The following is a 22,162-nucleotide window of genomic DNA, read 5'->3' on the forward strand; positions in this document are numbered from 1 at the left end:
GATGGTGACCGTGGTGGTAGTGCCATCCACCGACTGCACGATGAAACTCTCGACCTTGGTCTCCCCCTCACCCAGATACTGCACCTTGCTGTTGTCGACGCTGTAAGTCCAGGCACCGTCCTCGGTGATGGACAGGCTGCCCAGTGCACCAGCACTGGCCACGCCATTGCCAACCACGAACTTGGCCTCATCCGCACCGTCCACATCGGTCACGCTCAGAGTGCCGGTCTCGGTCAGGGTCGGGTTGCTCGCATCCTCGGTCACTCTGCCGCTGTCAGCGCCACCAATAATGGAGGCATCGTTAACCGGCGAGACGGTGCCTGTCACCTCTGCGGTGGTATTGTGCAGGCCGTCGGTGACCGTGTATTCGAAGGAGATACTACCGTTGAAATCTGGCGCGGGCGTGAATACCAGTTGGCCATTGCTGAGGGTCACAGTGCCATTATTGATGGCAACGGAGCCACCTTCGGCAATGGCCTGACCGTTGATGGCATTGATGGTCAGACGATCGCCATCGGCATCGGCATCGTTGCTGGTCACATTGATGGTGACGGTGCCGTCTTCCTCCACGCTGAATTGATCATTCTCGGGCAAGGGAGGGGCGTTCACCATGCTGCTGTCCGTGCCCTTGGGCGAGGTATTGCCCGCCGGATCAGTCAGGGTTGCATCGACCGAGATGGGACCATTGTTCGGCAGATCCGTCGTGGGAATGGTCAGATTGACCTGAGCCTTGTTGATATCGTCGGTAGTCAGAATGGAAGTGCTGTCAGGTACCCCATCTCCATTCCAGTCCACATCAAGACGATCACCGACTTTTGCATCGGCCGGCAGGCGGATGATGATATCGACCCCACTCTCCCGCTCGTTGGCGGAGATGATGTTGTCCGCGCCATCCTGGATCTCCACCAGCGGCGCAGAAGGCGCCGTGCTGTCCACGCTGCCATCGTCGGTGGCGGTGCCGGTATTGCCGGCGGGATCTGTCACGCTGGCGGTCACGTCATAGCCGCCGTCCGGCAGGGGTGTCTCCACATCCACGCTGAAGCTGCCATCCGGATTGACAGTGGTGATCAGGGTCTGCTGGTTGCCGTTGGCGTCGGTCACCACCAGGGTCACAGTGCTGCCGGGAGCGGCATCCGTGGTCCCGGTGAGGGTCGGGGTGCTGTCGTTGATGTTGTCCGGCGCGGACACAGTGATGGTGGGTGCGGTGAGATCGAGGAGCTCATCCTCGTCATCCTGCGCTTCGGCCAGCGGAGCGGCATCATCCGGATTGGCGGAATCAAAGCCGGCGGTGGAGATAGTGGCATCACCGGTTCTGTCGATGGTGATGAAGCCGCCGTTGCCGCTGGCACCTGCAACGCCGCCTACGTTGCCCGCAGCGGGTGCCCCGCCCGCCGCCGACGCTTCAAATGCCTGGGTCGGGTCTGTCCCCGCCAGAATCGCCTGCTGCAGGGCGGCGATGTCGTCAGGTACATCCCCCTGTGCCAACTGGGGCTCTTCAGACTCGGGAGTGTTGCTCGGGCTCAGGGTAAAGGTGGTCTCCCCCCCCTGGAAGCTGGCCCCCTCAGGAGCGCGCAATACTGCATCCTTGGGCAGCACATCACCTTCAGAAAGAAGCGTCTGGCTCCCGTCAGCGGCAACCAGGTAGACTTTGCCTTGCAATTGGGTAACGACGACATCCTGATCCAGTACGATGCTCTTGCTGCTCATGGTTTCTCCTGAAATATCAATGGGCATAGATTTCCAGCCTCCAATGTGCCCGTTAGTCCGACCAGATACCAGTGAGAAAAATCGAACGAACAGACCGAAATGAGGCTTGGATTCGCGCCGAAAACGAAGGGTGTTTGAAGGGTAATAAAATTAGTTAAATCAATAGCATCAAAAATGACAGAACGAAGATGGGAGCCTTATTGGCTCCCATTTCACGTCGACTCAGGCCCCGGCCCAGAGCAGGATGGCCAGCAGCTGGGGAGAGATGATCCGCAGGAACATCACCAGGGGGTAGACGGTCGCGTATGACAGGGCGCTGGCGCCACTGGTGGGGTGCATGCCGTTGGCGAAGGCCAGGGCGGGAGGATCCGTCATGGAGCCGGCCAGCAGACCGCACAGGGTGAGATAATTGACCTTGCCATAGTGGCGCGCCAGCACCCCGACCACCAGCAGCGGTATCAGGGTGATGGCCACGCCGTACATCATCCAGGCGGGACCATCCCCGTTGATCAGGGTGTCGATGAAGCCGGCCCCTGACTTGAATCCCACCACCGCCAGGAACAGCACTATGCCTATCTCCCGCAGCGCCAGGTTGGCGCTCGGCGGCATGAACCAGTAGAGCTTGCCGATGCTGCCGATGCGGGACAGTATGAGGGCCACCACCAGGGGGCCGCCCGCCAGACCCAGCTTGAGGGCCGCCGGGAATCCCGGCAGATAGAAGGGAATGGAGCCGAGCAATACACCCAATCCAATGCCGATGAAGACCGGCAGCATCTGCACCTGCTGCAGTTTTTGCTGGACGTTGCCGACCACGCTGGTCACGGCTTCGATGGCATCGAGCCGCCCCACCAGGTTCAGGATGTCGCCAAACTGCAGGCTGGTCTGGCTGGTCGGGACCAGTTCGATGCCGGCCCGGTTGAGGCGCGAGATGACCACATCGTATTTCTGCTTGATGTCGAGATCCCGGATCCGTTTGCCGAGCACCTGCTCGTTGGTGACCACCACCCGCTCGACCCGCAGATCCGTGCCCCGGGTAGAGAGGGAGGTATCCACCTCCTCCCCGAGCACCAGCAGCACCTTGTGCAGGGCGTGGCGCTCCCCCACCAGGTGCAGCAGATCGCCGAGCTCGATGCGAGAGTCGGGCTTGGGCACCATCAGTTCGTCACCCCGCTTGAGGCGGGAACAGATGACATCGGCCTCGTCCAGGCTCGGGATCTCGCCAAGCATCAGGCCGTGCATGTTGGGGTTGCGCACCGCGATATTGATGGTTTGCAGGCTCTCCTTGGTCTTGCCCGCCTGTTGCTCGAACGCGGCTGCTTCTTCGTCGATCTTGACGTGAAAGAACATGCGAATAAGCCACATGGTGAGCAGGATGCCGCAGATCCCGAACGGGTAGGCCACCGCATAGCCCATCCCCATCAGGCCGGTGGAGCCCGGATCCGCCCCAAGCTCGGCCAGGATCTGCTGACCCGCCCCCAGCGAAGGGGTGTTTGTCACGGCACCGGAGAAGACCCCGAGGATCACCGGCAGCGGCACGTCGAACAGCTGGTGCAGCGCCGCGGCCACCACACAGCCGAGCAGCACCAGCAGGGCGGCGAAGCCATTGAGCTTAAGCCCCGAGCTGCGCAGGGAAGAGAAGAAGCCGGGACCGACCTGGATGCCTATGGTGTAGACGAACAGGATCAGACCAAATTCTTGAATGAAATGAAGTGTTTGCTCATCCAGCTTCAGGCCGGAGAGCCCGGCAAAATGACCCACTATGATGCCGCCGAACAGCACACCGCCAATTCCCAAACCAACGCCATAGACTCGCCAGTTTCCCAGCCAGAGTCCCAGCACCGCCACCAGCGACAACATGCTGATGGAAAGCGCGATCTCACTCATTTTTGCATCCTTTCCAAGCTGAACTGACCCTAGCTTGTCAGCAAACGAAGGGGGCAACTGTGGGATGCCGCACGAATTCAGGCTTTGATGGGTGCAAAAATACCAATTAAGGGCTAGTCAGGCGACATAGCCATAGATGGCCACAAAGTGACAGAGGCTCCCCCCCAGCACGAACAGATGCCAGATGGCGTGGTTGTAAGGGATCTGCCTGGCCATGTAGAAGATGGTGCCCAGGCTGTAGATGAGCCCACCCAGCCCCAGCAGCAGGAGCCCGGTGCCATCCAGATGGAGGTAGAGCTGATAGACGACCACCAGGGACAACCAGCCCAGCATCAGATAGGTGAAGAGTGACAGGCGCTTGAAGCGGTTGATGAACAAGAGCTTGAACACCACCCCGGCCAGGGCCAGCCCCCAGATCACCACCATCAAGCCCTGCGCCAGCGGGGTATCGAGCGCCACCAGCAGGAAGGGGGTGTAGGTGCCGGCGATCAGCAGGTAGATGGCGCAGTGATCGAGCAGCTTGCACCGGCGTCTGGCCACAGCCGAGCCCATGCTGTGGTAGAGGGTCGAGGCGAGATAGAGCAGCACCAGGCTGGTGCCGTAGAGGCCGTAGCTCAGCAACGCCTGGGGGCCCTGATCCCAGCCCTTGTGCAGCAGCAGGATCAGGCCGATGATCCCCAGCAGCAGCCCCAGCCCGTGGCTGAGACGATTGGCCCACTCTTCCCGTGGGGAATACCCCATCACATCTGTCATCACTACCTCCAGCCAAGATCCGATCCACTCTAGCGGCCGACGTTTCAGGCTACAAGTGTTAGCTCAAAATAAAAGGGTCTGCCCAGGGGGAATCTCGGCGTCAGGAGGTGGCTGTTCCCCCCGCCCCTTTGGTGTATGCTCTGCGGCCGACGCCACCCGCGCAGATGGCCGTGTCTGTCCGGCACGGCGCGCGCCCGTTACTTTCTGCCCGACAGGCTGGTCTGGAGAACCTGATGAAGCTGACTGAACTGTTTACACAACCGGATCCTGACTTCGGCCAGGCCATGACGGCCCTGCTGGAGACCTTCCATCACTCGGATGACAGTCAGGCCCCCTATCAGCGCGACAGTTTCGTCCACCAGCTCGATCAGTCGTCCATGCCCGCCAGCGGCATGAGCATGACAGAGTACCTCACGCGTCTCGCGGCCCTGGTGCCCGGCGCCTCCCATCTCACCTCGCCCCACTACATGGGGCACATGACGGCGCCCTTGCCGGCCTTCACCGCCGAGCTCTCCCGCCTGCTGGTGATGCTCAACCAGAATCCGATGAAGATGGAGTCCTCCCGCCTGCTCAGCTTCCTGGAGCGGGAGGTGCTGGCCAAGCTGCACCGCCTCGTCTATCGGGAGAACGACGGTTTTTACGAGGCGCAGATGCATGCCAAGGATGCGGCCCTCGGCGTCATGACCAGCGGTGGCACCATAGCCAACGTCACCGCACTCTGGCTGGCCCGCAACCGGGCCTGTGGCGACGATCTGTTTTCCCTCTACGCGCAGGGCTACCGGGGCGCCGTGATCCTGGGGTCCAGGCTGATGCACTACTCCTTCGACAAGGGGATGGATCTGCTGGGGCTGGGGGCTTGCCGCGTCTGGCGCCTCGAGACGGATGCCGACAACCGGCTCTGCCTCTCGGCCCTCGAGCGCGCACTGGTTCAATGCCGGGAGCAGAAGCTCAAGGTGCTGACCCTGGTGGGGGTCGCCGGCAGCACGGACTTCGGTTCAATAGATCCCCTGCCCGAGCTCGCGGCTATCGCCCGACGCGAGCAGATCCACTTTCACGTGGATGCCGCATGGGGTGGCCCGACCCTGTTCTCCCCCCGCTATCAGGGCCTGCTGGACGGCATAGCGCAGGCCGATACAGTGACCCTGGATGGCCACAAGCAGCTGCTGGTACCGCTCGGCACCGGCATGCTGCTCTGCCGCCAGCCGGATCTGATGATGACGGTGAAGCGGGAGGCCCCCTACGCCATTCGCGCCAGCTCTTTTGATCAGGGCCGCTTCACCCTGGAGGGCACCCGCCCCGCCAACGCGCTCTATCTGGATGCCGCCTTCCAGTTGCTGGGCCAGCAGGGCTATGCCCAGCTGATCGACACCAATTACGACAGGGCGCGGCGGATGGCGGAGCTCATCAATGCCCACCCCGCCTTCGAGCTGATGTCGGCCCCCGTGATGAACCTGCTCTCCTATCGCTGCATTCCGCCCCACCTGCAGGGCAAGGCCCTGGACGAGGCGGCCAACGAGCAGATCAACGCCTTCAACGTGGCGCTGCAAAAGGCGCAGCGCGCCGAGGGGCACAGCTTCGTCTCCCGTACCCAGCGGGCGGTGAGTCGCTACGGCACACAACCGCTCACCCTGCTGCGCGCCGTCCTGCTCAATCCCCTCATCGAGGAGCGCCATATCCGCGGCTTGCTGGATGACCAGTTGCGGCTCGGCAGCCTCATTGCCAGCCAGCTGTTCGACCAGACGCAGCAACAAGGTCCTGTGGCATAAGGCAGCAAGTGCCATCCTCACCCCGAGGGATGAAGACCCCGCAGCGGGGAACAGCACACTAAATGAACGGTCTTATTCATTTGCCGTTGCCTAACGGGCAGGTACACTGAATGAAATTTTGAGGTTAGAGCCCAGCATGAAGCAGTTTATTGAATTTATTCCCCTGATCGTCTTCTTCGCGGTCTACAAGTTTTACGACATCTACACCGCCACCGGCGCCCTGGTGGTCGTCACCGGCCTTCAGCTGCTCTACAGCTGGGTGCGCTATCGCAAGGTCGAGAAGATGCAGCTGTTTACCTTCCTGCTGGTCGGTTTCTTCGGCGGCCTCACCGTCTTCTTCCACGACGATACCTTCATCAAGTGGAAAGTGACCGTGATCAATGCACTCTTTGCCCTGGCCCTGCTCATCAGCCGCTACGGCTTTGGCAAGAATCTCATCAAGCAGATGCTGGCCAAGGAGCTGCAAGCTCCCGACCGCGTCTGGGATAACGTCAACCTCGGCTGGGTCGGTTTCTTCGCCCTCTGCGGTCTGCTCAACCTCTATGTGGCCTTCAACCTGTCGCAAGAGATGTGGGTCAACTTCAAGGTCTTCGGCCTGCTGGGCATGACTCTGGTGTTCACCCTGCTGAGCGGCGTCTACCTCTATCGCCACATGCCGGCTGAGCAAAAAGCAGAACAGAAAAAATAACCGCAATCAGAAAAGGATCCTCTCATGTGGTATCTCATCTATTCCGAAGATGTCGCCGGCAGCCTGCCCCAGCGCAAGCTGGCTCGCCCTGCCCACTTAGCCCGTTTGCAGGCGCTGCAGGATGAGGGGCGCCTGCTGACGGCCGGCCCCAATCCGGCCATAGATGCCGAGGACCCGGCCGATGCGGGTTTCACCGGCAGTACAGTCATCGCCGAATTCCCCAGCCAGGCCGACGCCAAGGCCTGGGCCGATGCCGACCCTTATGTGGCGGCTGGCGTCTATGCCAAGGTGACCATCAAGCCGTTCAAGAAGGTGTTCTGAAGCGGGTCGATTGGCATCATTGAGCACGAGAATGCAAAAGGCCGGACACAGTCCGGCCTTTTCACATCTGCACGCCCTGGTGGCGACAATCAGGCCCGCGCCACAAACCAGGGGTTGAGGATGTCCGGCTTGTTGTAGGCAAGCGAAGAGCCATCGAGCTGGGTCACGGACCCGCCCGCTCCTTCCAGCACAGCCTGCGCCGCCGCCGTGTCCCACTCGCAGGTAGGTGCTAGGCGCGGATAGAGCTCGGCGCCCCCTTCGGCAATGATGCAGAACTTGAGGGAGCTGCCCATGGAGACCAGTTCTATCTCGCCAAAAGGCGCCAGATAGTCGAGGGTCTCCTGCGACAGGTGGTTGCGACTGCCCACTACACGCCATGCTTCCCCATCTCCATGGGGGCGGGTCTGGATGGCTTCATGCTTGCCATCGGCAACACGCCAGGCTCCTATCCCCTTGCCGCCATACCAGAGCCTGTCCAGCACAGGGGCATAGACCAGTCCCCAGACCGGCCTGCCATGGTCGATCAGTGCAATGTTCACGGTGAACTCGCCGTTGCGGGAGACGAATTCCTTGGTGCCATCCAACGGATCCACCAGCCAGTAGCGGGACCAGCCGCGCCGCGCCTGCATCGTCTCGGCGTCCGACTCTTCCGACAGCACGGGGATATCCGGTGTCAAGCGGGCCAGCGCCTGTACTATCACCTCGTGCGCCCCCTGATCGGCGGCGGTGAGCGGACTCTCGTCCTGCTTGTACTCCACAGCAAAGGGTTGACGGTAGATGGCCAGGATGGCGTCACCGGCGGCGCGGGCTATGGGGTCCAGCTCGGAAATGGCGGGTAAGTACATGGAAAAGACATCTCGCTCAAATGGTTAGCCAGTGTACCTATTTCGGACCTGTCTGGCTTATAGCCGTTTGCACTGACTTATAAAGTGTCAAAAATGACAGACAAAAAGTGGCGCAGATCGACTAATTATCAATAGTCATTTGACGCCACATAAGGACATGAAGCCATGAACCGAAAGACTCTGATCGCCGCCCTGCTGCTGGGTTGCCTGCCCCTGCTGAGCCAGCCTCTTCTCGCCGCCGACAAGCCAGCCGCCAAACCGGCCACGACAGTCACCAGCCCTAAGGAGGCCGGCAAGATCAACCTGAACACAGCCAGTGCCGATGAACTCGCGGCGCTGAAGGGCGTTGGCGAGAAGAAGGCGCAAGCCATCGTCGATTACCGCGAGAAACAGGGCAAGTTCACCTCGGTGGATCAGTTGGAAGAGGTGAGCGGTATCGGGCCCGCCACCCTGGATGCGAACCGGGACATGATTATCGTCAAGTAACCGGTTTGAATCCCTGTCATCCGAGGGCGGCCTGTGGCTGCCCTATTTTTCTTGGGGTATCATGGGCGCACTTTGTATATTCGGACTCATTTCATGAAAAATACACCTCTCGTTGTTCGCAAGGCCGTCCTCCCAGTTGCCGGTCTGGGTACCCGCATGCTGCCCGCCACCAAGGCCATCCCCAAAGAGATGCTGCCGGTGGTCGACAAGCCGCTGATCCAGTATGTGGTGCGTGAAGCCATCGCCGCCGGCATCAAGGAGATCATCCTGGTGACCCACTCCAGCAAGAACTCCATCGAGAACCATTTCGACAAGAGCTTCGAGCTGGAAGCGACCTTGGAGAAGCGGGTCAAACGCCAGTTGCTGGAAGAGGTACAGCACATCTGCCCGAAAGACGTCACCATAATGCACGTGCGCCAGGGCGAGGCCAAGGGCCTGGGCCATGCGGTGCTGTGCGCCCGCCCGCTGATCGGGGATAACCCCTTCGCCGTGCTGCTGCCTGACGTGCTGATCGACGAGGTGGCCAGCGATCTCAAGCAGGACAACCTGGCCGAGATGGTGCATATGTTCGAGGCGGACCAGATCAGCCAGATCATGGTGGAAGCCGTCCCCGAGAGCGAAGTGGACAAGTATGGTATCGCCGACATCAAGGGCGAGGCCCTGAGCGCCGGCATGTCACTGCCGATGCAGGCCATCGTTGAGAAGCCGCCGCGCGACGAGGCGCCTTCCAACCTGGCCGTGGTCGGCCGCTATGTGCTCTCCGCCAACATCTGGCCCTTGCTGGAGAAGACCCCGGCCGGGGCGGGCGACGAGATCCAGCTGACCGATGCCATCGCCATGCTGATGGAACACGAACAGGTCAATGCCTACTTCATGAAGGGTCGCAGCCACGATTGCGGCAGCAAGCTGGGTTACATGAAGGCCAACGTGGAATACGCGGTACGCCATCGGGAGATGGACAGCGAATTTACCGCCTGGCTCAAGCAGTTCGTCAAACAGTTGTAATTGCTGAAAATTCACACAATACACAGAATAAAAGACTGGGCATCATTCGATGCCCATTTTCATTTTATAAACAAAAATTCAACCATTGATAGATAAAATATCGTCAAAAGCTCTCGTTGTAATTCAATCCTGCTTGTTTTATAAGGAATATGGCTTGTTCCTAGCCCTTGCATAAAATTTCTAAAAAAATATAAGACACAGGTGGAAGTTCCAATGAATAACCCGTCCAAAGGGACCTTTTTAGGTCACCCTAAAGGGCTCTTTTTGCTCTTTAGTACCGAACTCTGGGAGAGATTCTCCTACTACGGCATGCGTGCCGTGCTCGTCCTCTATCTGACTGACATGACCGCCAACGGCGGCATGGGCTGGACCCAGGCCGACGCCCTCAAGCTGTACGGCATCTATACCGGTCTGGTCTATATCACTCCGATCATCGGGGGCTGGCTGGCCGATACCTTCCTCGGTCAACGCCGCGCCATCCTGATCGGTGCCATCTTCATGGCCGCGGGTCAGTTTACCCTGGCCCTGCCCCACGCCATGTTCCCGGACATGGTCAACACCGTCTTCTACGCGGGCCTTGGCTTGCTGATCCTGGGTAACGGTCTGTTCAAACCGAACATCTCCACCATGGTGGGCGACCTGTATCAGGAAGGTGACCACCGTCGTGACGGTGCCTTCACCATCTTCTACATGGGCATCAACCTGGGCTCCCTGCTGGCAGGGGTGATCTGTGGTGCCGCCGCCACCGCCTACGGCTGGCAAGCCGCCTTCGTCAGCGCCGGTATCGGCATGCTGCTCTCCCTGGTGGTACAAGCCACCATGGCCCAGCGTTTCCTCGGCGACATCGGCCGCGTGCCGGCCGCCCAGCGCGCCGCCATGCAGCGTTCCAAGGAGCAGAAAGCCCCGCTGACCAAGCAGGAAGTGGATCGCATCAAGGTCATCCTGGTGCTGGGTCTGTTCACCATCATCTTCTGGGCCGGTTTCGAGCAGGCCGGTGGTCTGATGAACCTGTACGCACAGGAATATACCGACCGCATGATCGGCAGCTTCGAAGTGCCGACCGCCTGGTTCCAGTCCCTGAACCCCTTCTTCATCATCACGCTCGCCCCGATCGTGGCCGCCATCTGGATCAAGCTCGGCAGCAAGGAACCAAACTCCCCGGTGAAATTCGCCATGGGTCTGCTGTTCCTGGCCGTCGGCTTCCTCTTCATGATCGGTGCCGTGCTGGAGCAAGGCGGCGATCAGGCGGTCAAGACCTCCATGTTCTGGCTGGTCGGTGCCTACCTGTTCCACACCCTGGGCGAGCTCTGCCTCTCCCCGATCGGCCTCTCCATGGTGACCAAGCTGGCTCCGCTGCGCCTGGCCTCCCTGATGATGGGTGCCTGGTTCGGCTTCGTCGCCCTGGCCAACTATGCGGCCGGTTTCATCGGCTCCTTCGTCGGTGAAGCAGGTCCGATCGCCATCTTCGGTGGCATCGCCCTGGCCGCCGTGATCAGTGCCCTGATCCTGCTGACCATGGCCAACCGCTTGGTCTACTGGATGCACGGTGCCGAAGGCCCCGCCAAAGAGGCCGACGAGCACGACAAGAAGCTGCAATCCGCCGCCGTCTAACCGGTCCGGACTGTACAGCAAACAGGGCGCCCATTGGGCGCCCTGTTTGTTTCGGCTCTAAAGCACGGCCTCAGTGGTGACGAACCTGCATCTTCAGGGCGCTGCCGTTGTCGCTGCGAAACTGCAGCTCGAAGGGTTCGTGCCAGCTGCGCTTGTGCAACCCATAGCGGCTGCTGCGCATCAGCCCGAGCGGCAATCCCCCCGAGCGCATCAGCCAGTGGGGGGAGGTGAGGCCCGCATTGGCAAACACCAATCCGTCTTCCTGATCGAACAGCAATGCCGCCATGGAAAAGGAGTGGCGCAGACCCGACTCCAACAGTTGCAGATTGAGGTAGTCGAGCAACCTGTGGGGCTGGGTCAGCAACTGGCTCTCCTGCTGCTGATATTGGCGATAGGGGCCGTTCATCAAGGAGCGCACCAAGGCGCCGCAGAAGGCGGCATCCACCCCCAGGATGGGCAGCTCCATCACCAGCACCAGCAGCTTGTCGTCCAGCTTGAAGGTGTCGGGAATGAACAGATTGCCCATGCCGGCGAACGTCACCTGCCAGGGCCCCCACTCCTGCATGCCCGGTGGTGCCAGCCAGGCCAACAGGCGGCTGGAAGCCAGATCGTGGGCCCGGAAGAAGTCGATGTGCTCCATCAGCTCCAGTTGCTGGCTCTGGTGGGCGTTGCTCGTCAGGCACTGATCTATGCTGCGCCGGATCTGGCCATAGTCATCCACCGGCTTGATGAAGAAGTCGCTCGCTCCCGCCCGCAACGCCCGCTCGATGGCGGCCATCTGATCCTGGCCCGAGATGACGATGACAGGCACCTCGGGATAGCGGGCGGTGAGGCAGGCGATCACCTCATGCCCATCCATGTTGGGCATGTTCAGGTCGCATAACACGATATCGGGGTGATAGAGTGCGGCTGCAGAGAGCCCTTCGATTCCATCTTCGGCCTGAAAGACACAGGCCCCATCATGCTCGAGATAAGTGACCAGCGAGTGGCGAAAAACCGCTTCATCTTCCACCACCAAGATCCGTAGTCCGGCTTTTGACATCTTGACAAAGCTCTTATTAGTCAAACGGTTATTTGAGCACTAAGCCTAGATCATGGGAGCGCCATCTCGCCACCCAATATTGCCGGGCAGCCCCTTCAAATGGTCAGTCAGCCACCCAAGCATTTGAAATGTGCTGATTATTTTGTCAGCAATCAATGCCTCTTCCTTGCCGAGCGGGAGGGTCAGCGCCCCCATTCAACACTGGATGAAGGGACGCCACGGCATCATCAGGCTGTCATCCATGGGCACCGTGAATTGTATGCAACCCCGCCATGAGGGATAATGCCCCCCACTCCAGATCGTGAAGCAGACCATGACGCCAGCCGAATACAGCGCCCTCGCCCATCCCAGACTCTCCCATCCGGCACGCAGCCTCTATACCCTGCAGCTGCGCCGGCTGGTGCTGGAAAATCGGCTGCCCAGGCTCAACTATCCCGAACTCGGGCGCGCCCTAGCGGTGGTCGATCCGGGCAATCCCAGCGGGTTCTGCTATCAGGTCAATGCCCGCCAGCTCACCGAGTTGCTCGATGAGCTGATGGAAGCCGAATTGTTGCAGGTCGAGGCACAGGCGGACAGTGAGCACTACCATCAGTGCCCCTTCCAGCTGCCCCTGCTGAGCCAGCGGGTGCGCAGCCCGCTGCCGGAGCGTCCCTTCCAGATGCATCTGCGGTGGCGGCCGGATGAAGAGCTGCCCGCCCTCGCCCGCCTGTGCGGGGTGATCGATGCCAGCTACAGCGAAGAGGATCTGGGGGAGTTCATCGCCTACTGGCTTGGCCGCCCCGAGGTGTTCGACTCCCAGCATCAGTGGATGCTGAAGTTCATCCGGACCCTCAAGAGCCGGCGATACGCGCGGCGCAAACCGACGGAAGTTAAGGGTTACCAACAGGTAGAGTCTGTACCCGTATATACCGGACCGAGCAAACGAGCCTTAGAAATGATGGAAGAGGTAAGGCTCCTGGCTGAAGCAAAGAATCAGGCGGATAAAGAAGAATAGATATCTTGTGATAAAAACCAGTGAACATATGAAATACTGAATCACATCATCAGCATCCCCAAAGGAGTGCACAATGACCGACCCGAACGATCCACTGCGCCAGGAACTGAAGGAGATCGAGACCAAGCGCCAAAAGATCGCCAAGGCCAAACAGGATCATCGTATTCACGATCCCGAGCTGAGCCAACACGTGGGCGGCCTGCTCGAACGCATCCGTCGCCTGCAGGCCCAGACCGGCGGCGGCCAGTACGACTACGAGACCCTGCGCAAGGAGTACGACGCCAAGGCCAACGCCGAGGTACGTGAGCTGCAGAAGGCTGCGCGCCAGGATCGGATCAAAAAGCTCATTGCAGCAGCAGACCTAAATACAGACTGGGTTTTTGATAAAATAGATACTTTAGATCCGGCTATGAACGACGGTGTAAATAGCGCTCGGCAATTTATTGCAGGATTTGAACACTGGGAATCGAAAGGTGGAAGTTGCATATTGATATATGGTGATTTCGGCACAGGAAAATCAACTCTTGCAGGGGCCGTGGCCCATGAGCTGATCGAGCGCCACCAGAAATCGGTGATCTTCCAGCAGTGGGCCTCCATAGTGGACAGGCTCTTCTTCAACGTCATCCAGGATCAGGAGGAGCGCAATCAGTACCGCCGTGCCCTGGAAGAGGTGGATCTGCTGATCATCGACGAGGTCGCGGCCAACCGCGCCAAGATGGCGGAGAGCCAATCCAGCTTCCTTGGCCACCTGTTGCGCCGCCGTCGCAACCTCTCGAAGAGTATCATCATCATCACCAACCACAGTCCCCAGAGCCTGCATCAGGCCATCGGCGACTTTGCCTTTGAAGCAATCAAGGCATTCAACCCAGTGGATGTCCCATTGCATGGCCCCAGTCGTCGCCCCAGCATAGGCCACTACAACGGTTGATCCTGTGCGAGCCCGGGCCAGTTGCCCGGGCTCGCCGCATTTCCCCCCTCCTTCAAATAAAAACAACTCTCATTTACAGCACAGTGCCAACCCTTTAGGCTAACCCTTTCGCCACAGGGAGCAGCACATGCCAACCACACTTGTCTTCGGAGCCAGCCGCGGGCTGGGCCGCGCCTTCACCGATCAGGCCCTGCGCCAGGGTCACAGGGTCCTGGCCCTGGTTCGCCAACCAGAGATGGCCGTCGAGCTGCGCACCCTGGGGGTCGAGGTCATCGAAGGAGATGCGCTGGACCCGGCCGCCGTGCAGCAGGCTTGCGCGCAAGCGGGCCCAGGGGCCCGGGTCATCTCCACCCTCGGCAGCTTCCGTCAGCCACAACCCGTGGATTATCAGGGCAATCGCAACATCATCGACGCCATGGAGCAGACCGGGCTCATACGCCTGCTGCTGGTGACGTCCCTCGGCTGCGGTGACAGCTGGCAATACCTGCCCGAGCGGGCCCGCGTCGCCTTCGGCCACGAGGTACGTCTCAAGAGTCTGGCGGAGAGCTGGCTGCAGACCAGCACGCTCGGCTGGACCATCCTTAGGCCGGCCGGCTTGCAGGATGGGGAGGCAACCGGTCAGGCCGTGCTGAGCCAGGGCAAGGAGGTGCATGGACTGGTGCGCCGCGCCGACGTGGCCGCCCATGGCCTGCGCCTGCTGACTGATGAAGTTGCGCTGGGGCAGATCTACGCCATCGGCGATCCCGAGCTCCATCGCGCCTGACTCATCCAAGACCCAATCCACCGCATAAAAAAACGGTCAGCCCTTGGGCTGACCGTTTCACACTCTGTCGCCGCCGCGTTATCTCGCCTGGCTGGCGGCCGTGACACTCGCCACCTTGGCAACCGGCAGCGACTGTTGACGCCAGCGCAGCAGCAGGCAGGCGAGGCCGCCATGAAGCAGTGCCAGCCCCCAGAGTTGCCACCAGTAGCGAGACACCTGACTGAACTCGGCCCCCATCTGGTTGAGGCGCAGGAACCCCTCTATGGCCGGCGTGCTCGGCACCCACTGGGCCAGCCAGTTGAGAGGAGTCGGAATGAGCTCCAGCGGCCAGATGAAGCCCGCGAGGAAGACCAGTGGCAACGAGGAGATGAGCACTACCTGGGTCGGCAGGTCGCGACGGGTAAACAAGGCCCCCAGCACTACCCCAAGCCAGGTGGTGGCCAGCAAGAAGGGCAGGGTGAACAGCCACAAGGCGGCCGGCTCGGCGGTGCGGGCTATGCCGTAGTAGTCGAAGCAGAAGCCGAAGAAGTAGGTCACCGGCAGCACAAACAGCCCCCCTACCACCAGAGTGCGCGCCAGCAGCAACGCCAGCACGGGCACCTGCTGCCAATAGCCCTGCTCCCCTCGCCCGCTTCGCTGGTTCTGGGTCGCCCCCAGAATGCCGGTGCCCATCAGCAGCACCTGGTGCAGGATCAGCACGAAGACCGCCGGCACCACGTAGTTCACATAACCCATGGTGGGGTTGAACACAGGCACCACGTTGAGCCCAACCGCATTCCAGCCCATGGCGGCCTGGGGCAGCGCCTCGCCCTGGCTCAGCAGCCGGGCCACCTTGACCTGAGCGGCCAGGGTGCCACCCGCCTGGGCCAGCCCCTCGGCTATGGTGCCGTAGACCAGGAAGTAAGAAGCGTCCCCGGCGTAACTCAGCGTGACGCTCTTGCCCAGCATCAGATCCCGGTAGAAGTGACGGGGAATGTGCAATATGCCGCTCGCCTTGCCGGTCAGCAGCCACTGACGGGCCTGTGTCAGGCTGTCGACCCGAGCCACCAGTTTTACCTGGGGCGTCGCGTCGGCCATGAACTCCAACTGACGGGAGAGCTGGCTGCCGTCATCGTTGACCACCACCACCGCCTCCTCGCGAGGCAACTGATGCAGATAGGGCTGCGGATAGAGGAAGGAGTAGAAGAAGACGCCGCCAAACAGGGTCAGCATGATGGCCCTGTCCGCCAGCAGGGTGCGCAACTCGAGACGCACCAGATCCCAGAATCCCATCATGACGTGGACGCCTCCTGGCTTCGGGCAGCAGTTGCCTGGGGTTGATAGCGCCGCACCACCAGCAGCAGCGGCAGCAGGAACAACAGCAGGGCGCCGAACTGGGGCAGGGCCGCCGTCAGCGGCTGGCCGTAGTTGGTCTGGCCTATCTGCAGCTCGACATAGTGGGAGATGGGCAAGAGGCTGCGCCAGAACTGGGCCACATCCCCCATGGCGCTGACCGGGAAGGTCACCCCCATGAAGGCGAAGCCCGGCGCCGTGTAGGCTCCCGCCAAGGAGAGCGCACGGGCCGGATCCCGGATGACTCCGTAGAAGAAGGCCCCCATGCTGACGCAGGCGGCCGAGGCCAGCCCCAGACCCAGCGTCAACACCAGCCAACTCCCCTGCATGGGATAACCCAACCCCTTGAACAGCAGCAGACTCCACGCCAGCCCCCACCCCCACCCGATGAGCACATGGGGCAGCAAGGTGCGCCAGAGGCCGAACCAGACCCCTCTGGTGGTCCAGTCCAGACCGAGTCGATCGGTGCGGGCCAGGGCGTTGAGGCCATAGAGCACCACCAGGATCTGCCACACCGCGGGCAGCAGGGCGCTCAGCAGAAACTGGGCGTAGCTGGAGTTGATGTTGTAGAGCGCCGTCACCTGGCTCGCGATGGGCACCGATTGCCCCAGCGCCCCGGGAAGCGCCTTGCCGTCGGCCATGGCCGCGAGCACGCCCACCTGGCCGTTGAGGGTGCCCACCACCTGGGCCAGGGCCGCGTTGACCAGCTTGGCGATCAGGATGAACTGGCCGTTGTTGAAGACGGTCACCTTGGGCTGGGTGCCCTCGCGGGCATCCCGCTCCAGGTGGTTGGGGATCACCACCAGGGCATAGATGTCCCCCCCACGCAGCGCCCTGGCACCCTCGTCTATGGTGTCAAACTGCTGCGCTATCTTAAGCCCGGCGGAGGCATCCAGCGAGAAGGCGAGCTGGCGGGAGAGCGAGCTCCTGTCCAGATCCACCAGACCCACCTTGAGATCCCGCGCCAACCCCGCCGAGAAGATCCAGCACAAGAGCCCGATCAGCAGCAGCGGGATCCAGCTGGTCAGGGCCCGGCTGAAGGGGTCTTGCCACAGCAGCCGCCATTCTCGTCCCATCAGAGTTCGACCAGCACGCTCATGCCAACCCGCAACCCTTCAACCGGTTGCAAGGGGCGCGCCTCCACCTGGAAGCTCTTCATGTCGAACCCCTGACGGGTATCGGTGGCTCGCCAGGTGGCGAAATCCCCCATCGCGGCCACATGGGCCACCTTGAAGCGTACCGTCTGATCGCCAAGGCCCGGGATGCGGGCATCAAACTCGGTGCCGACCGGGAAACGGGGCAGCAGATCCTCGCGGATATGGAACTGGGCCCAGGCATCCTTCATATCGAGCAGGGTCACCACGGGGAAGCCCTGGGGCGCCAGCTCGCCGCTGCGCAGCAGCACCTGGGCGACCTCTCCCTCGTGGGGGCTGGCGATGCGAGTGTCTGCCAGATAGGCCTCGACCTCGGCCACTCCGCCTGCCGCCATCTTGGCCTGCTCCCGTGCCGCGACCTTGGTCTCCTCCCGTGCCCCTTCCAGGGTCATCTGATATTGCTGCCAGGCCATGCCTTCGCTGTATTTGGCCGCCTGCAAGGCCGTCCAGGCCTCGTCACGCTTTTGCAGCGGCATGACGCCATCCCTATGCAGGCTGGCGATACGCTCATAGGTCTTGCCACGGAGCAGGGCGGCCGCCTTGGCTTGCTGCCACTGATCCTTGGCCGCGGCTATCTGCTGGGCCCGTGCCCCCTTCTCGGCCTCCTGCGCCATGGCGCCAGCGGCCGCCTGACCGGCCTTGGCCTGGCTCAGCTTGGCCTCGATTTCCGGGCTCGCCAGGGTGAACGCCAGCTGACCCTTGGCCAGTTGATCTCCCTTCTTCACCAGCACCTCGTCGATGCGCCCCGCCACCTTGGAGGAGACAGCATACTGCTGCGCCTCAATCTGCCCTTGCAGGCGCACCGGCTCCGGCTGATAGGCCAGCCAGAAACGCCAGCCCAGCCAGATGACCAGCAGCGCCAGGGCAAGTGGCAGCAACCAAGGTTTGCCCTGGCTCATCTTCTTCTTGATGGGGGGATGACTCATGAATTCACCTCTGTCGCCTGAGTATGCTGATATTGATTGAAACTGTTCATCTGACCGGAGAGCGCCAGCAGGCGGGCCAGGGAGATCACATATTGATAGGCTGCCGCGGCGCGCTGGGTCTTGACCCCGGCCAGCTGGCTCTGGGCATCCACCACATCCAGGGAGGTGGAGAGCCCCTGACCGAAAGCCTTGTCCCGCAGCCGCACGTTCTCCTCGGCCAGGGCCTGGGTCGAGGAGAGGGCGTGATACTCCTCCAGCCCCTGCGCTGCCTCGCGCCAGGTCTTCTCGACCAGCAATTCCAGATCCTGGCGGGTCTTGGCCTGCAGCAGATTGACCTGCAGCTCGGCACTCTTGGCCGCCTGCACCGTCTCGGAGCGGCCGTCGCGGCTCACCAGCGGCATGCTGACCCCGACCCCGACCAGCCAGTCCGGGGTGGTCTTGGAAACGATGGAGTCATCTTCATAGAGGTTGTAGTTGCCGAACAGGAAGAGCTCGGGGGCGTATTTGCCCTTCTCCAGCTTGATCATGCCCTGGGCCTGCTCCTTCTTGGCCGCCAGCAGCTTGAGGCCAGGGTGCACCGCCAGGGTCTCCTCCACGAAGGGCGTAAGCTGTGGCATTCCCTCGTTGATGAAGAGCCGGGTATTGGGCTCCGCCTGTTTGAGCTTGAGCATGTGGCCAAGCGCCAGCTGGGCTATCTCCAGGCTGCGCCGCGCCTTCTGGGTATCGATGCGAGCCCTGTCATAGGCCGACTGGGCGGAGAGTCGCTCGACCCGGGCTATCTGACCCTGGGCTTCGAGCTTTTTGGCATGATCCAGGTGGTGGGCCAACCCCTGCTCGATCTCCTGCTTGGTCTGCACCACCTGGGCCGCCAGCACCACGCCGAAGTAAGTCTGGGAGAGGCTCTCGAAGGTCGACTGCTGCTTGAGCACCAGCAACTGCTGCGCCTCGCTCACCTGCGCCTGACGGATGTCCTGGGCCGCATCGATGCGCCCGCCGGTGAAGAGGGGCCAGAGCATCTTGACCGAACTGGTGACGACGTTCTGCTTGGTGAGGGGGGTGACGAAGTCGCTGGGGCTGAGGTTGAGCGCCTGCATGACGGGGCCCAGCACCTTGCCAAATTCCGGATGATTGGCGATGGGGTTCAGATCCAGCATGTCCAGCTCCATCGGCTGATCGAGGTGGGTATAGCTGGCCCCCACATCCACTTTGGGCAGGTACATGCCCTTGGCCGCCTCGCGCAACTGCTCTGCCCGCGCCACCCCGGCCTGCTCCGCCGCCAGCCCGTCATCTTGCTGGATGACCCGGCTCCAGGCCTCGGTGAAGCTGACGGTCTGCGCCTGCGCCGAGCCCAGCATGGCTCCCAGCAGGCCCGGGCAGAGCAATTTGATGAACCTTGACGTCATACATCCCCAATTTATGTTTGTAATAAAATTGTGTGGAGCCTTTGCTCGATTCAGGCCCGCTATCATAGCGTAAACAGGCGCCGCAAAGAGACTGCCAAATCACCGAGTCCCTCACTCATTTGACCCTGACCATGGTCCCAGACAATATGTCTGATTTTCAAGCACTCCTGAATTTGCAAGCCTTGGCGCGACGTTTTTTTCAGAAAAAAATGGCTGACGCTCAAATACTAACCTTTTCTCCTGACTAAAAAATGCGTAATATACGCCGCCCTAAGCCGATGGTAACCGTGGAATGCAGATAGGTCCCCACACGCTTGAAACTCCCTTGATCGTGGCCCCCATGGCCGGTGTAACAGACCGACCATTTCGTGAACTTTGTTTACGTTTGGGAGCAGGCATGGCCGTTTCCGAGATGCTGCTGGCCAACCCGGATGTCTGGGATACCCAGAAAACCAGGATGAGAATGGGCCACTCTGCCGAAACCGGACTGCGATCGGTCCAGATTGCCGGAGCCGACCCCGAGATGATGGCGTTTGCTGCCCGCTACAACGTGGAGCAGGGCGCTCAGATCGTCGACATCAACATGGGATGTCCGGCAAAAAAAGTGAATAAAAAGTTGGCAGGCTCCGCCCTGCTGCGCCAACCCGAGCTGGTCAGATCCATCTGCCAGGCCGTGGTGAATGCAGTAGAGGTACCTGTCACCTTGAAGATCCGCACAGGATGGGATCCGGATAACCGCAATGGCGAGGAGATCGCCCGAATCGCCGAAGATTGCGGTATCGCGGCCCTTGCCGTGCATGGTCGTACCCGCTCCTGCCTCTACAAGGGCGAAGCGGAGTACGACACTATCAGGGCGATTAAGCAGGCCGTATCGATTCCTGTTGTCGCCAATGGTGACATAGACAGCCCGGAGAAGGCCCGGTATGTCCTCGACTATACCGGCGTCGACGCCGTGATGATCGGCCGTGCTGCGCAAGGACGACCCTGGATTTTCCGGGAAATCCGTCATTTTCTTGAGACGGGCACCAAGCTGCCGCCTCCCGACAGGGAAGAGGTTCGCACCCTGATGAACGAGCATGTTACCAATCTGCATCAGTTTTACGGTGCATATCTGGGAGCGCGCATTGCCCGTAAACACGTGGGCTGGTATCTGGATGAAGAAGAGACGGGCCGAGAATTCCGTAAGCACTTCAATGCCCTGGATTGTGCAGACGCACAGTTGAACGCGCTTGAAATGTATTTCGATGGATTAGGTTAACGCATAACTAAAGAGCCGACCGAATATGTTCGAACAAACCCTGACTTCTGATGCATTGGTAACAACTACTCACAATCACGCTGCCGAGCCGACCCAGCGCCCCCTGCGTGACTCTGTGCAACAGGCCCTGCGTAACTACCTGGCCCAGTTGAACGGTCAGGAAGTGATTGATCTGTACGATATGGTTCTCTCCGAAGTCGAAGCCCCCATGCTGGACGTGATCATGCAGTACACCCGTGGTAACCAGACTCGCGCCGCCGTGATGATGGGCATCAACCGTGGCACCCTGCGCAAGAAACTCAAGCGCTACGGCATGAACTGATTTCAGTCATCCTGCTGCAGTGCAGATAAAGGCGTATCCCAGCGATGGGATACGCCTTTTTCTATGGCCGGTTTTCCGGACAGCGCCTTACTCCGCGGCCAGCTTGATGCCAAGCCCCACGAACAAGCCCCCCATCAAGCGATTGAGCCAGCGTCCCAACCGGGCAGGCAGGCGCACCTTGCGACTCGCATAGGCTGTCGAGAAGGCCAGCAGGTGGCACCAGATCATCCCGTTGATGTTGAAGATGCAGCCCAGCACGATAAACGCCAGCGCCTTCTGCGGCGCATCGGGGGCGATAAACTGAGGTACAAAGGCGAGGAAGAAGAGCGCGACCTTGGGGTTGAGTACATTGGTCAGCAGGCCCTGCCGAAAGATCCGCCCATAGGAGAGCGCTGGCAGCGATACTGCGGGCTCGCTCGCAACAGATGAGCTTGCGCCTTGCCTGAGCAGGGAAATTCCCAGATAGACCAGATAGAGCGCCCCCATCATCTTGATCACGGCGAACAGCTCGGCCGAGGCACTCAGCAGCGCAGACAGCCCCAGGGCCGCCGCCAGCACATGCACCATGGTGCCCGTTCCTATGCCCAGCGCGGCCACCGAGCCCGCTCGCCAGCCTTGCGAGCCACTGCGCAGCATGATGAGCAGAGAGTCCGGCCCCGGCATCATGTTCAGCAGCAGCCCGGATACGACAAATAACGCCAGATCGTGGATCCCCAACATACACAGCTCCCTTGCAGATGAAACTCACAGTCTATGGATCCAACCCGCCTTGTCACTCCCCATTACGGCAATAGTGGGCATAAGCAGGGGGCATAGCCAGGGGTTATCAGGGTTGGTGGGCGAGAGAGAAGAAGGGTCGAAAGGTAATCAAGTGGCTAAACAACGGGCCATTTATTGAGGCAGATGGCCTGAGCGTTCTCTGCTCCATAAGAAAATCAGTGCTGAAGCGCTGAATTTCAGGCAATAAAAAACCC

At 60.9% G+C, this 22,162-nt stretch carries 21 protein-coding genes; 11 read left to right on the forward strand and 10 right to left on the reverse strand.

The genetic code is table 11. The features are described from left to right. The 3 genes from G4923_RS20065 to trhA form a co-directional block, all read right to left on the reverse strand. On the reverse strand, positions 1-1,707 hold a 1,707-nt coding region (locus tag G4923_RS20065; RefSeq protein ID WP_163138098.1), incomplete at its 3' end, for a retention module-containing protein. Positions 1,708-1,929: 222 nt separating this feature from the next. Continuing rightward, complete coding sequence (locus G4923_RS20070; RefSeq protein WP_106884853.1) at positions 1,930-3,591, reverse strand: putative transporter; 1,662 nt, start codon at positions 3,589-3,591, stop codon at positions 1,930-1,932. Positions 3,592-3,708: 117 nt separating this feature from the next. Continuing rightward, positions 3,709-4,344 (reverse strand): PAQR family membrane homeostasis protein TrhA, encoded by a 636-nt coding sequence (gene trhA, locus G4923_RS20075; RefSeq protein WP_163138099.1) that lies wholly within the window; start codon positions 4,342-4,344, stop codon positions 3,709-3,711. Positions 4,345-4,577: 233 nt separating this feature from the next. Here trhA and G4923_RS20080 point away from each other — a divergent pair, with 233 nt between their 5' ends. The 3 genes from G4923_RS20080 to G4923_RS20090 all read left to right on the forward strand — a co-directional run bounded on the left by G4923_RS20080 (position 4,578) and on the right by G4923_RS20090 (position 7,119). Next, positions 4,578-6,110 (forward strand): aminotransferase class V-fold PLP-dependent enzyme, encoded by a 1,533-nt coding sequence (locus G4923_RS20080; protein ID WP_163138100.1) that lies wholly within the window; start codon positions 4,578-4,580, stop codon positions 6,108-6,110. A 136-nt stretch (positions 6,111-6,246) separates the two neighbouring features. Then, positions 6,247-6,798, forward strand: coding sequence for a septation protein A (locus G4923_RS20085; RefSeq protein ID WP_025325884.1), 552 nt, complete (start codon positions 6,247-6,249; stop codon positions 6,796-6,798). Positions 6,799-6,822: 24 nt separating this feature from the next. Next, a complete protein-coding gene (locus G4923_RS20090; RefSeq protein WP_025325883.1) occupies positions 6,823-7,119 on the forward strand; it encodes a YciI family protein in 297 nt (98 codons plus the stop codon). Between the two features lie 89 nt (positions 7,120-7,208). Here G4923_RS20090 and cysQ read toward each other — a convergent pair whose 3' ends face one another. Further along, entirely contained in the window at positions 7,209-7,964 is a 756-nt protein-coding gene (cysQ, locus tag G4923_RS20095; protein ID WP_163138101.1) for a 3'(2'),5'-bisphosphate nucleotidase CysQ, read from the reverse strand. A gap of 165 nt (positions 7,965-8,129) precedes the next feature. On the opposite strand from cysQ, the gene G4923_RS20100 reads away from it, so the two are divergent. The 3 genes from G4923_RS20100 (at position 8,130) to G4923_RS20110 (ending at position 11,066) form a co-directional block, all read left to right on the forward strand. Beyond that, positions 8,130-8,450: a ComEA family DNA-binding protein gene (locus tag G4923_RS20100; protein WP_163138102.1), complete on the forward strand. Its 321-nt coding sequence runs from the start codon at positions 8,130-8,132 to the stop codon at positions 8,448-8,450. Between the two features lie 93 nt (positions 8,451-8,543). Beyond that, positions 8,544-9,455: a UTP--glucose-1-phosphate uridylyltransferase GalU gene (gene galU, locus G4923_RS20105; protein WP_163138103.1), complete on the forward strand. Its 912-nt coding sequence runs from the start codon at positions 8,544-8,546 to the stop codon at positions 9,453-9,455. Positions 9,456-9,668: 213 nt separating this feature from the next. After that, complete coding sequence (locus tag G4923_RS20110; RefSeq protein ID WP_106884859.1) at positions 9,669-11,066, forward strand: peptide MFS transporter; 1,398 nt, start codon at positions 9,669-9,671, stop codon at positions 11,064-11,066. A gap of 70 nt (positions 11,067-11,136) precedes the next feature. Here G4923_RS20110 and G4923_RS20115 read toward each other — a convergent pair whose 3' ends face one another. Next, positions 11,137-12,108, reverse strand: coding sequence for a response regulator (locus G4923_RS20115; protein ID WP_025325878.1), 972 nt, complete (start codon positions 12,106-12,108; stop codon positions 11,137-11,139). Between the two features lie 313 nt (positions 12,109-12,421). On the opposite strand from G4923_RS20115, the gene G4923_RS20120 reads away from it, so the two are divergent. The 3 genes from G4923_RS20120 to G4923_RS20130 all read left to right on the forward strand — a co-directional run bounded on the left by G4923_RS20120 (position 12,422) and on the right by G4923_RS20130 (position 14,793). Beyond that, positions 12,422-13,102: a DnaT-like ssDNA-binding domain-containing protein gene (locus tag G4923_RS20120; RefSeq protein ID WP_163138104.1), complete on the forward strand. Its 681-nt coding sequence runs from the start codon at positions 12,422-12,424 to the stop codon at positions 13,100-13,102. A 73-nt stretch (positions 13,103-13,175) separates the two neighbouring features. Continuing rightward, complete coding sequence (locus G4923_RS20125) at positions 13,176-14,030, forward strand: DnaA ATPase domain-containing protein (protein ID WP_163138105.1); 855 nt, start codon at positions 13,176-13,178, stop codon at positions 14,028-14,030. A 127-nt stretch (positions 14,031-14,157) separates the two neighbouring features. Continuing rightward, positions 14,158-14,793, forward strand: coding sequence for an SDR family oxidoreductase (locus tag G4923_RS20130; RefSeq protein WP_163138106.1), 636 nt, complete (start codon positions 14,158-14,160; stop codon positions 14,791-14,793). A 78-nt stretch (positions 14,794-14,871) separates the two neighbouring features. On the opposite strand, the gene G4923_RS20135 is transcribed toward G4923_RS20130, so the two are convergent. The 4 genes from G4923_RS20135 to G4923_RS20150 are packed head-to-tail and all read right to left on the reverse strand — an operon-like array spanning position 14,872 to position 19,608. Beyond that, positions 14,872-16,068 carry an ABC transporter permease gene (locus G4923_RS20135; protein WP_139745324.1) on the reverse strand — a complete coding sequence of 399 codons (1,197 nt, stop codon included), beginning with the start codon at positions 16,066-16,068 and terminating at the stop codon, positions 14,872-14,874. Beyond that, positions 16,065-17,201, reverse strand: coding sequence for an ABC transporter permease (locus G4923_RS20140; RefSeq protein WP_111911928.1), 1,137 nt, complete (start codon positions 17,199-17,201; stop codon positions 16,065-16,067). The genes G4923_RS20135 and G4923_RS20140 overlap by 4 nt, the downstream gene beginning before the upstream one ends. Next, on the reverse strand, positions 17,201-18,205 hold the full coding sequence (locus G4923_RS20145) for an HlyD family secretion protein (protein WP_163138107.1): 1,005 nt from the start codon (positions 18,203-18,205) through the stop codon (positions 17,201-17,203). Before G4923_RS20145 ends, G4923_RS20140 begins: the two co-directional genes overlap by 1 nt. After that, positions 18,202-19,608 (reverse strand): TolC family protein, encoded by a 1,407-nt coding sequence (locus G4923_RS20150; RefSeq protein WP_163138108.1) that lies wholly within the window; start codon positions 19,606-19,608, stop codon positions 18,202-18,204. Before G4923_RS20150 ends, G4923_RS20145 begins: the two co-directional genes overlap by 4 nt. 292 nt (positions 19,609-19,900) lie before the next feature. Here G4923_RS20150 and dusB point away from each other — a divergent pair, with 292 nt between their 5' ends. Together dusB and fis are read left to right on the forward strand one after the other, a co-directional pair. Continuing rightward, on the forward strand, positions 19,901-20,866 hold the full coding sequence (gene dusB / locus G4923_RS20155; RefSeq protein WP_163138109.1) for a tRNA dihydrouridine synthase DusB: 966 nt from the start codon (positions 19,901-19,903) through the stop codon (positions 20,864-20,866). Positions 20,867-20,891: 25 nt separating this feature from the next. Continuing rightward, positions 20,892-21,188 (forward strand): DNA-binding transcriptional regulator Fis, encoded by a 297-nt coding sequence (gene fis, locus G4923_RS20160; protein ID WP_005309538.1) that lies wholly within the window; start codon positions 20,892-20,894, stop codon positions 21,186-21,188. 87 nt (positions 21,189-21,275) lie between these two features. Here the strand turns inward: fis and G4923_RS20165 are convergent, their stop codons facing one another. Next, entirely contained in the window at positions 21,276-21,908 is a 633-nt protein-coding gene (locus G4923_RS20165; RefSeq protein ID WP_163138110.1) for a LysE family translocator, read from the reverse strand. Between the last annotated feature and the right edge of the window lie 254 nt (positions 21,909-22,162).

This window comes from Aeromonas rivipollensis (genome assembly GCF_010974825.1).
GTDB lineage: Bacteria > Pseudomonadota > Gammaproteobacteria > Enterobacterales > Aeromonadaceae > Aeromonas > Aeromonas rivipollensis.